This is a genomic window from Intestinimonas butyriciproducens, from assembly GCF_016901775.1.
In the GTDB taxonomy this organism is placed as follows: domain Bacteria; phylum Bacillota; class Clostridia; order Oscillospirales; family Butyricicoccaceae; genus Pseudobutyricicoccus.
Window position 1 is genome coordinate 1 of the sequence record NZ_JACJKW010000011.1, and the last position, 10,442, is coordinate 10,442.

The window sequence follows — 10,442 nt, forward strand, 5'->3', positions numbered from 1 at the left end:
CTCTGCTTCCTCGGGGGAGGGGGCGGGCATTTCCAGGTTGTCCAGAGGCAGGATGCGGGGGCGTTTTTTGGGCTGGTGGAGCAGCACCATCTGGTGAGTCAGGTCCCAGATGAGGAAGGGCTGGAAGAAAAAGCGGGTGCAGAAAAACCGGCTGATCAGGGGCAGGACCTGGTTTTTGGGCCGGATACGGGCTACATAGACCCCGGTTTCGCAGCGTTCGAAGCGGACAAAGCCGCAGAGCAGATGGGCTTCGTTCCGGGCCTTCTGGGTGGCCGAGAGCAGAGTGCACAAAGGTTCCCTGGTCTGCTGGGCCAGAATCCGGGGCCCTTCCTGAAAGCCCTGGCGCAGGAATTTCAGCAGCAGATATTCCCGCTGGGGCAGGCAGGTGAGAAAGCCCTGGCGCACAAGCTCCATGCCCCGGTTTCCCAGGGTGCGCTGCACGCCCCGCAGCACACGCCGGGCCTTCTGAGGGTTTGTTTCCACAAAATGGCTTTCAAAAAGCAAAGGCTGCTCCCCTTCCTCCTGGGAGAGGAAGAGGGCCGGTTCTTCTTTTAGGTCAAAGGCGTCAAAAACGCCGGTGAGGAAGCCATAGAAGCTGCCGTCATAATAATAGACTACATCGGAGCGGGACATAACAGATTTTCCTCCTTTTTTCCATGAAGCGGGGCGGGGGGATCGAACAGGGACAGCTGCTGGTAGGGGTTGGGGCCTTCCCGCAGCCTTTGGAAAAGCAGGGCCTGTTCCAAAGGCTCCCGGGCGTAGGCCAGCCTTTCCAGGGGCTTGCCACGGCAGGTGATGAAGTACCGGGCCCGTTTCATCACCACCCCCAGTTTTTTCAGCCCCTCAAAGGTGAGGGGACAGTGGCGGCGGGTGCTGACAATGCGCCGGGCCGAGCGCACCCCGATGCCGGGCACACGCAGCAGCATTTCATAGGGGGCGGTGGTCACTTCCAGGGGGAACCAATCCAGATGGCGCAAAGCCCAGGTGCATTTGGGGTCCAGTCGGGGGTCCAGGTGGGGTGCGTCCTGGGAAAGCAGCTCCCCGGCGGTGAAGCCGTAGAAACGGAGCAGCCAGTCGGCCTGGTAGAGACGGTGCTCCCGCAGCAGGGGCGGCGGGGTATCCAGGGCGGGCAGGCGTTCGTCGGCCACCATGGGCAGATAGGCCGAAAAGAACACCCGTTTCAGCTGATATTTCTGGTAAAGGCCCTGGGTGAGCTGAAGGATCTGCAAATCCGATTCCCCTGTGGCTCCCACCATCATCTGGGTGCTCTGGCCCGCCGGAGCAAAGGCGGGGGCGTGGCGGTAGACCGTGAGATCCCGCCGGTTTTCCTGGATGCGCCCGGCGATCTGGCCCATGGGGCCCAGGATGCCCGCCTTGCTCTTCTGGGGGGCCAGCCGGGTGAGGGAGGCCTGGGAGGGCAGCTCGATGTTGATGCTCATCCGGTCGCACAGAAGGCCCAAGAGGGCAATCAGGCGGCTGTCGCAGCCGGGGATGGCTTTGGCATGGATGTACCCGGCGAAGCGGTATTCCTGGCGGAGAATGCGCAGGGTTTCGATCATTTGTTCGGCGGTCTCGTCGGGGGAGCCCCGCACGGCCGAGCTGAGGAACAGGCCTTCGATGTAGTTGCGGCGGTAAAAGTCCATGGTGAGCTGGGCCAGCTCCCGGGGGGTGAAGGAGGCCCGGGGGGAGGGGGCCGACCGGCGATTGACGCAGTAGCGGCAGTCATAGGCGCAGTCGTTTGAAAGCAGCACTTTCAGCAGGGAAATGCACCGGCCGTCGGCGGAAAAGGTATGGCAGATGCCCTGGGCGGCGCAGGAACCAATGCCGCCGGGGATCTTCCGGCCCTGGGTACCGCTGGAGGTGCAGGCCACATCGTATTTAGCGGCATCGGCCAGGATCTGGAGTTTCTGGAGCAGGTCCACAGTGGAGACCTCCTTTGCATGAGGAAATTCGAACAGATGTTTGTGCATTGTGGTCATTATAACATACGAACATCTGTTTGTCCACCAGCGAGCCAGAGCCTTCGCTGCGGCGAAGGCTGCTCCAGGCTTCTTCCCGGCGCAAGCCGCCGGGCCCCTCCTGGCGCATTGGCGGCGTGTTATTTTGGCGCAAGGCCAAAATAACTTGCAGGACGGTAGGTGACGCCGCCCCTGGCTCTCGGGGAAAAACTAGGTTTTTCCCCGACCTTTTTCGCGCCCCAGGCGGAGTCCCTGCCGGGGCCAAGTGGATGCAACCGGCTTTTCTGTGGCATTGGGCTAAGATTGCACCCAGGCCCCTACCGGTGCTGGCTCGCCAGTGCCGGAGCAGGAAGGCGCAGCAGCGCATACAGCCTTCAGCGAGTTTTGCCAGCGGCGGCTCGCCGCTGGGCAAATTACACAGTTTTGGCGCTGGTTTTTTTCCTTCCCTCCGCCTTGCAAGAAGGGGAAGAAGAGGTTTATAGTATATAGTATTAAGTGCAGAAAAAACTTGCAGGAGGGAAGATACCATGAGCCATACCCAAGACCTGAGCCGGCTGATCCAGAACCGGAGTGACGAATTCATCTCCATCAGCGATGACATCTGGGGCTTTGCCGAGTCCCGGTTCCAGGAGTTCCGTTCCTTTGAGCGCCAGGCTGCTTACATGGAGCAGCAGGGCTTCCGGGTGAAACGGGGCATTGCCGGGGAGGACACCGCCTTTACCGCCGAATACGGCAGCGGCAAACCGGTGATCGCCCTGCTGGGGGAATATGACGCCCTCAGCGGCCTGAGCCAGAAAGCCGACGAGCCTTGCCGCTGTCCCTTGCAGGAGGGGGGCGACGGCCACGGCTGCGGCCACAACCTCCTGGGCACCGCATCCCTGGCGGCTGCTGTGGCCCTGAAGGAATACATGGCAGAAAAGAATCTGCCCGGCACCATCCGTTATTATGGCTGCCCCGCCGAAGAAAATGCCGGCGGCAAGGCATTCCTGGTGCGGGATGGCGCCTTTGCCGACTGCGATATTGCCATCACATGGCATCCCGGCTGGATGAACCAGGTGACCCCTTCCGGCTCCCTGGCCAACTTCCGGGTCTTCTACACCTTCCATGGCAAATCCGCCCATGCCGCCGGTGCGCCTCACCTGGGCCGCTCCGCTCTGGACGGGGTGGAGATCATGGATGTGGGCGTCAACTATATGCGGGAGCATATGATCGACGAGGCCCGCATTCATTACGCCATCATCAACACCGGCGGCACCGCCCCCAATGTGGTGCAGTCCGAGGCCCAGGTGCTTTATGCCATCCGGGCCCCCAAGGTCACCCAGGTGAAGGAGCTGTTTGAGCGGGTGAACGACTGCGCCCGTGGCGCCGCCCTCATCACCGGCACCACCGTGGACATCCGCCAGGTGGCCGCCTATTCCGACTACCACGCCAACGATGTGATCAGCGAAAAACTGGGCGAACATATGAAGGAGCTGCTGCCCATCGGCTACACCGATGAGGAGCTGGAATATGCCAAGAAGTTCCAGGAGGTCATCACCGATCTGGATAAAGCAAACCTGAAGGACACCGCCAAGAAGCTCTGTGGAAAGGACAGCGGCAAGGTTCTGGAAAAGCCCCTGTTCGATTTCCTGGTGGAAAAGAACCTGGGCGGCGGCAAAGGCTCCACCGATGTGGGTGATGTGAGCTGGGTGGTGCCCACCGGCCAGTTCAACGCCGTTACCTGGTGTGCCGGTACTCCCGGCCATGCCTGGCAGGTGGTGGCCCAGGGCAAGGGCCCCGTGGCTCACAAGGGGATGCTCTTTGCGGCAAAGGTCATGGCGGCCACGGCCTATGACTTCCTCACAGACCCAGATCTGGTGGAGCAGGCCAAAAAAGCCTGGCTGGAGGATCTGGACGGGGAGACCTATCCCAACGCCCTGCCCGCCGACGCCAAACCGGAAATCTGGTGAGCGGCGTGTCGCCGCTCCCATACTGCGCTGCCGCGCCCGGCAAGCAGCGTGACGCTGCACCCATATTGCGCTGCCGCGCTGGGCAATAGAGGGTGGATCGCTTCCGTGTTTGGGTTTTATGCAAAGAAAAAAGCTCTCCTGCTGTGCAGGAGAGCTTTTTTGCGTTTGGTTTTGTTATGCTATTTGGTGCGGGAGCACCGCCTGGCCGTCCGGCCACCGGACTTCCCCGACCTTTTTCGCGCCCCAGGCGGGGCCAGCGTGACGCTGGACCCATAACTTTCTTTGCCTTTGCCAGTTGTGTTCGCCTGGGCAAAGAAAAAGCCCCCCTTGTGCAAAGGGGGGGCAGCATGGCAGGGCCATGCAGGGGGGATTGTGAAGCCAGGAAACTCCAACCGGCTTTCGTTCAACTGCCTAGCGCGGCAGCGGTGGGGTGGCCCCGCACCCATACTGCGCAGGGCAATCAAAGGAAGCATGAGCATGGGACAAGGGAGAGGAAACATACCTATGGAAGCAGGGGAAACAGGGGCGATTGTAAATAAACCAAAAATAACGGGAAAACGGCTTTTCAAAATGGCGGAAATAGTTTAAAATAGAAGAAAATCAAAAGCGGGGGATAGTATGGAAACACTGAAATACAAGCGTGTGCTTCTCAAGGTCAGCGGCGAAGCCCTGGCCGGGGACGCCGAAGGCCATCGGGGGATCAATTTCGATGTGCTGGAATCCATCGCCGAAGTGGTGCGGGAATGCATTGACATGGGCGTGCAGATCGGCATCGTGGTAGGCGGCGGCAACTTCTGGCGGGGCCTCAAGGACGGCAAGGATATGGAACGCACCCGGGCCGACCACATGGGTATGCTGGCCACCACCATCAATGCCCTGGCCTTTGCCGATGTGCTGGAAAAGCAGGGCGTCGTGGTGCGGGTGCAGACCGGCATCGATATGAACAAGATCGCCGAGCCCTATATCCGGCTGAAAGCCATCCGGCATCTGGAAAAGGGAAGAGTGGTCATCTTTGCCTGCGGCACAGGCAATCCCTTCTTCTCCACCGATACCGCAGCGGCGCTGCGGGCCGCCGAGATCAATGCCGACGCCATTCTGCTGGCCAAGAACATCGATGGCATCTATGACTCCGATCCGGCCAAGAATCCGCAGGCCAAGAAGATCGAATCCATCAAGTACACCGATGTGCTGAAAAACCGGCTCCAGGTGATGGACTCCACCGCCACATCCCTGTCCATGGACAACAATATCCCGGTGTTGGTTTTTGCCATCAAGGACCCTGAAAATATCATCAAAGTGTTAAAAGGCGAGCATATTGGCTCGGTAATAGGGGAGGAATAAAAAATGAGCAATCAATATCAAGCGTATCAGGACAAAATGCAGAAAACGGTGGATGTGCTCAAGCACGAATTTACCACCATCCGCACAGGCCGGCCCAACGCCGCTGTGCTGGACAAAGTGACCGTGGATTATTACGGCGTCCAGACTCCGGTGCAGCAGGTGGGCAATATCTCGTCCCCCGATCCCCACAGCCTGCTGATCCAGCCCTATGACTCTTCGGTGCTCAAGGGCATTGAGAAGGCCATTCTGGCTTCTGACATCGGCATCACCCCCCAGAACGACGGCAAAGCCATCCGGCTGACTTTCCCGCCCCTTACCGAGGAGCGCCGCCGCGAGCTGACAAAACAGGTGAGCAAGTACGCCGAGGAGGCCAAGGTGGCCATCCGCAATGTGCGCCGGGATGCCATGGACGATTTCAAGGCCCAGAAGAAGGCTTCCGAGATGACCGAGGACGACTACAAGATCGCCGAGAAGGACATCCAGAACCTGACCGACAAGTTCATCAAGGAAGTGGAAGCCGAAAGCGCCAAAAAGGAAAAGGAACTTCTCGAAATCTAGCAGCGTGACGCTGCACCCAACCTGCGCTGCCGCGCTGGGCAATAGTACTCAGGCCGGTTGCGTGATGGGGTGCGGCAGCACCGCTTGGCTGTCCGGCCACCGGACTTCCCCGACCCTTTTCGCGCCTCCCGGCGGGGCCCGGTAGGGGCCAAGCGCCATGGAAAAGGCTGACCCGATGCAATGGGGCAAAGAAGCCTCCCTTGTGCAAAGGGAGGTGGCGGCGAATGCCGCCGGTGGGATTGATCCGGTGCCTGGGCGGCCAAGGGCCATGGAAAAGGCTACGATACAAAACAAAATTCCCCGGTTCCCGGGGAATTTTTGCAGCGTCAGGCCACCGGACCAGCGTGACGCTGGACCCGTTCCTTTCTTTGCCTTGGCCGGTTGTGTTGACCCGGGCGAAGAGAGTATGGCCGTCCGGCCACCGGACCGGTTGGATGCCCCAGGGCAAAGAGAGTATGGCCGTCCCGACACGGGACCGCTGCCGCGCTGGGCAGTGGAACGAAAGCTGGTTGTGTGATCGGGTGCGGCAGCACCGCTTGGCCGTCCGGCCACCGGACCGGTTGTGTTGACCCGGGCAAAGAGAGTATGGCCGTCCCGACACGGGACCGGCAAAAGCAAAGAATCAACAATAGGTGGATACGATGAACAAGGAAACGGGGCCATTGCCCTTTGACAAAGAAAACATACCCCGGCACATTGCCTTCGTCATGGACGGCAACGGCCGGTGGGCCCAGAAACGGGGCCTGCCCCGTACCGCCGGACACTCGGCGGGAAGCGAAAGTTTCCACAAGGCCGCAGAGATTTTGGCGGAACTGGGCGTCGAGCACATGACGGTCTACGCCTTTTCCACCGAAAACTGGAAGCGGCCCCTGGAAGAGGTCTCGGCCATCATGGGCCTTCTGGAAAAATACCTCCGGCGTTCCATCCGGGAACTGGTGGAAAACAACATCCAGCTGGATTTCTGGGGGGACCTGAGCCCTCTGTCGCCCAAGCTGCGAAAGCTCATCGACCAGACCGACGAGCTTTCCAAACAGTGTACCGGCATGCAGGTTCATGTGTGCCTGAATTACGGCGGCCGGGATGAGATCCTTCGGGCCGCCCGGGCCCTGGCCCAGGACTGCCTGGAGGGCAGACTTTCCCCCGAAGACATCGGGGAAAAAGAGCTGGAAGGGCGGATGTACTGCCATGATGTGCCGCCCCCCGATCTGCTGGTGCGGCCCGGCGGAGAAATGCGCATTTCCAACTTCCTTCTTTGGGAGTGCGCATACAGTGAATTTTACTTCACCGATACCCTCTGGCCCGATTTCGGGAGGGAGGAAATCTACAAAGCCATCGCAGAATTTCAGAAGAGAAACAGAAGATATGGGGGTCTTTCCCGATGAAAGTACGGGTCATTTCCGCCCTGGTGGGCGTTTTGCTGTTTATTGCCGTGGTCTATTGGGCGCCCCAATGGGTGACGCTGCTGGCCTTCAGCCTGCTTTGCGCCCTGGCGGCCTATGAGTTTTTGCACAACACCGGCCTTTTGAAAGGCAGTCCGCTGCTGCCCATTTGCTGCATCGCCGCCTTTTTGGTGCCCGCCGCCAGCAACTATGATATGTACTACATCCTGCCCCTGCTCTATGTGTTCACCCTTCTGGTGTTCCTGTGGGCCATTCTCCATCCCCAGCGCATCACCGCCGAGCAGATCGCCCATGCCTATCTGGGGGCGATCACCATTCCTTTTTTGCTCAGCGGCGTCATGCGCATCCTGCTTCAGCATGAAAACGGCAAGGTGTATGTGCTTTTGCCGTTCCTTGCCGCCTGGTGCAGCGACAGCCTGGCTCTGGTGTTCGGGATGCTCTTCGGCAAGCATAAGCTGATCCCCCAGGTCAGCCCCAAAAAGACGGTGGAAGGGGCCGTGGGCGGCGTCATCGGCGCCGTTGCGGGCCTTTGCATCTTCGGCTATTTTGCCGGAAACAAGCTGGGCGTGGAGCCCAATTACCTGCTTCTCAGTGCCGCCGGAGTGGTGGGGAGCCTGGCCGGAATGCTGGGGGATCTGGCTCTGTCCCTCATCAAGAGAAAGACCGGCATCAAGGACTATGGCAACATCATGCCCGGTCACGGCGGCGTGCTGGACCGGTTCGACAGCGTCATCTTTACCGCGCCTTTGTTTGAAATTCTGCTCCACTTCACCAGCGCCATTTAACAAAAGGAGAAAACGGCTATGAAACGCATTGCCCTGTTGGGTTCCACCGGCTCCATCGGCACCCAGGCCCTGGATGTGGTGAGCCGGGATGAAAAGCAGTATGCCGTCACCGCCCTCACCGCCGGGACAAACGCCCGGCTGCTGGAAGAGCAGGTGCGCCGGTTTCGCCCTCGCCTGGCGGTGCTGGGGGAGGAGCAGGCGGCCTGGGAGCTGAAAGGCCGCCTGGCCGATACCGATGTCCGGGTTTCCTACGGGGAAGAAGGGCTTTTGGAAGCGGCTTCCATGGAAGAGTGCGATATGGTGCTCAACGCCCTGGTGGGGGTGGCAGGGCTACAGCCCACGGTGGCGGCTCTGGAAGCGGGGCACACCCTGGCTCTTGCCAACAAGGAGTCTTTGGTGTGCGGCGGGGCCCGGGTGATGGAGCTGGCCCAGAAGAAGGGGGTTTCCATTCTGCCGGTGGACAGCGAGCACTCGGCCATTTTCCAGTCCATGGGAAATAGACCCCTGGAGGAAGTGCGGCGGGTGCTGCTCACCGCCTCCGGCGGGCCCTTTTTCGGCAAAAGCCGGGAGGAGCTGCGGGGGATGACGGCAAAAGAGGCCCTGCGCCATCCCAACTGGAGCATGGGGAAGAAGATCACCGTGGACTCGGCCACCATGATGAACAAGGGCTTTGAGGTGATGGAAGCGGTGTGGCTCTTTGGCCTTGCACCGGAGCAGGTGGAGGTGCTGGTGCACCGGGAGAGCATTCTCCATTCGGCGGTGGAGTTCAGAGACGGCTGCGTTATGGCCCAGCTGTCCGAGCCGGATATGCGCCTGCCCATTCAGCTGGCACTCACCTGGCCCCAGCGGCAGGAGGGGGCTATCAAGCCCCTGGACTTGACACAGATTGGTGCGCTGACCTTCCAGAAGCCCGACCGGGAAAATTTCCCCTGTCTTGGTCTGTGCGAAGATGCCATTCGCCAGGGGGGAGACCGGGGAGCGGTCATCAACGGGGCAAACGAGGTGGCGGTGGCGCTGTTCCTGGAAGGCAAGATCGGGTTTTTGGATATTTATGAGATGTGCGCCCAGGCCCTGCAGGATCAGCCCTTCCGGGAAAATCCAACGATTGAAGAAATTCTGGAAATCGACCGCGCCGTCCGCGCCCAGTGCCTGGGCTCCCATATTGCGCTGCCGCGCTAAGCAATAGAACGAAGGTCGATCCGGTGCCGGGCAGCAAAGAAGCCTCCCTTGTGCAAAGGGAGGTGGCAGCGAACGCTGCCGGTGGGATTGTGAAGCTAGGTGAATGATTCAGCTAGTTTCTGTTGCCCGGTGCGGCAGCACTGTTTGGCCGTCCCGACACGGGACCGGCGTCACTCCGCCTATTACTATAACGAACTATAATGAAGAACAGGTGATATTTTTTGTCCATTCTCATCGCGGTTTTGGTATTTGGTCTGATCGTGTTTGTCCATGAGCTGGGGCACTTTGTGGCCGCCAAGCTCTCCGGGGTCACCGTTTACCGGTTTTCCATCGGTTTCGGCCCGGCCATCGTGAAAAAGGAGTGGAAAGGCACCCTTTATGCCATCCGCCTTCTGCCTTTGGGGGGAAGCGTTGTGATGAAAGGGGAGTTTGACGAAGAGGGCAACGAAGTGGAGGACCAGACCGGCTCTTTTCAGGCGGCCACTTTGCCCCGCCGGTTTGCCATTTCGGCGGCGGGCTCTGTGATGAACTTCCTCACAGGCCTTTTGCTCATCGTCATCACCCTGTGGCCGGCCCAGGCCCTGCCCACCCCCGTCGTGGCATCCCTGGAAGAAAACTTCCCCGCAGGCGGGGAAAACGGCATCCAGGAAGGGGATGAGCTTCTCAAAATCAACGACTTCCACATCTTCCTCTATGGGGATGTGATGACCGCTTTGGAACTGGGAGCCGGGGAGCCCTATGACATCACCCTTCGGCGGGATGGGGAAAAGGTGGAGCTTTCGGATGTGGAGCTTGTAAAGCAGGAGTATTCCGACTCACAGGGGGGCACCAGCCTGCGCTATGGCATGAACTTCGTCACCGAAAAGGCCACCGTGGGCGCGAAGCTCCGGTACAGCCTGAACAACGCCGGCAGCTTCATGCAGTCGGTGACAGAGGGCCTGAAGCAGATCTTCCGGGGCCAGGTTCAGAAGGATGATGTGATGGGCACCGTGGGCATCGCCAGTGAGATCAGCAACCGGGCCAAGACCTCGGCGCTGGATATGTGGTATTTCGTGGCATTTTTGTCCATCAACCTGTCCATTATGAACCTGCTGCCCATTCCCGGGCTGGATGGCGGCAAGATTCTGTTCCTGCTCATCGAGGCAATTATCCGCCGCCCGGTGCCGCCCAAATTCGAAGGGGCCGTGCAGCTGGCCGGGCTGGCCCTCATCTTCGGCCTGTTCATTTTCGTCACCTATAACGACATCGTGCGTCTGATCGCGGGGTAAAGAC

General features: G+C 59.9%; 9 protein-coding genes. 7 read left to right on the top strand and 2 right to left on the bottom strand.

The window, feature by feature from the left end:
* The coding region (locus H6A25_RS07115) for a TIGR03915 family putative DNA repair protein (RefSeq protein WP_204751278.1) at positions 1 to 633 on the bottom strand (633 nt) is incomplete at its 3' end.
* Positions 615 to 1,922: a putative DNA modification/repair radical SAM protein gene (locus tag H6A25_RS07120; protein WP_204751279.1), complete on the bottom strand. Its 1,308-nt coding sequence runs from the start codon at positions 1,920 to 1,922 to the stop codon at positions 615 to 617. The genes H6A25_RS07120 and H6A25_RS07115, both read right to left, overlap by 19 nt.
* Before the next feature lie 563 nt (positions 1,923 to 2,485).
* Between H6A25_RS07120 and H6A25_RS07125 the strand changes: the two genes are divergently transcribed.
* The 7 genes from H6A25_RS07125 (at position 2,486) to H6A25_RS07155 (ending at position 10,438) form a co-directional block, all read left to right on the top strand.
* Complete coding sequence (locus H6A25_RS07125; protein ID WP_204751280.1) at positions 2,486 to 3,907, top strand: M20 family metallopeptidase; 1,422 nt, start codon at positions 2,486 to 2,488, stop codon at positions 3,905 to 3,907.
* Between the two features lie 618 nt (positions 3,908 to 4,525).
* Positions 4,526 to 5,248 carry a UMP kinase gene (gene pyrH / locus H6A25_RS07130; RefSeq protein ID WP_204751281.1) on the top strand — a complete coding sequence of 241 codons (723 nt, stop codon included), beginning with the start codon at positions 4,526 to 4,528 and terminating at the stop codon, positions 5,246 to 5,248.
* Between the two features lie 3 nt (positions 5,249 to 5,251).
* Complete coding sequence (gene frr / locus H6A25_RS07135) at positions 5,252 to 5,806, top strand: ribosome recycling factor (protein WP_204751282.1); 555 nt, start codon at positions 5,252 to 5,254, stop codon at positions 5,804 to 5,806.
* Positions 5,807 to 6,447: 641 nt separating this feature from the next.
* Complete coding sequence (gene uppS, locus H6A25_RS07140) at positions 6,448 to 7,188, top strand: polyprenyl diphosphate synthase (RefSeq protein ID WP_204751283.1); 741 nt, start codon at positions 6,448 to 6,450, stop codon at positions 7,186 to 7,188.
* A complete protein-coding gene (locus H6A25_RS07145; RefSeq protein ID WP_204751284.1) occupies positions 7,185 to 7,991 on the top strand; it encodes a phosphatidate cytidylyltransferase in 807 nt (268 codons plus the stop codon). Before uppS ends, H6A25_RS07145 begins: the two co-directional genes overlap by 4 nt.
* Before the next feature lie 18 nt (positions 7,992 to 8,009).
* The gene (locus H6A25_RS07150; protein WP_204751285.1) at positions 8,010 to 9,170 is read left to right on the top strand and encodes a 1-deoxy-D-xylulose-5-phosphate reductoisomerase; all 1,161 of its coding nucleotides are present in this window, start codon (positions 8,010 to 8,012) and stop codon (positions 9,168 to 9,170) included.
* A 221-nt stretch (positions 9,171 to 9,391) separates the two neighbouring features.
* Complete coding sequence (locus tag H6A25_RS07155; protein ID WP_204751286.1) at positions 9,392 to 10,438, top strand: M50 family metallopeptidase; 1,047 nt, start codon at positions 9,392 to 9,394, stop codon at positions 10,436 to 10,438.
* The last annotated feature ends 4 nt before the right edge of the window (positions 10,439 to 10,442 follow it).

What these genes read in the sequence shown, in the direction of transcription:
- H6A25_RS07125 (WP_204751280.1), top strand. Translation starts at nt 2,486, where the DNA reads ATGAGCCATACCCAAGACCTGAGCCGGCTGATCCAGAACCGGAGTGAC.
- pyrH (WP_204751281.1), top strand. Translation starts at nt 4,526, where the DNA reads ATGGAAACACTGAAATACAAGCGTGTGCTTCTCAAGGTCAGCGGCGAA.
- frr (WP_204751282.1), top strand. Translation starts at nt 5,252, where the DNA reads ATGAGCAATCAATATCAAGCGTATCAGGACAAAATGCAGAAAACGGTG.
- uppS (WP_204751283.1), top strand. Translation starts at nt 6,448, where the DNA reads ATGAACAAGGAAACGGGGCCATTGCCCTTTGACAAAGAAAACATACCC.
- H6A25_RS07145 (WP_204751284.1), top strand. Translation starts at nt 7,185, where the DNA reads ATGAAAGTACGGGTCATTTCCGCCCTGGTGGGCGTTTTGCTGTTTATT.
- H6A25_RS07150 (WP_204751285.1), top strand. Translation starts at nt 8,010, where the DNA reads ATGAAACGCATTGCCCTGTTGGGTTCCACCGGCTCCATCGGCACCCAG.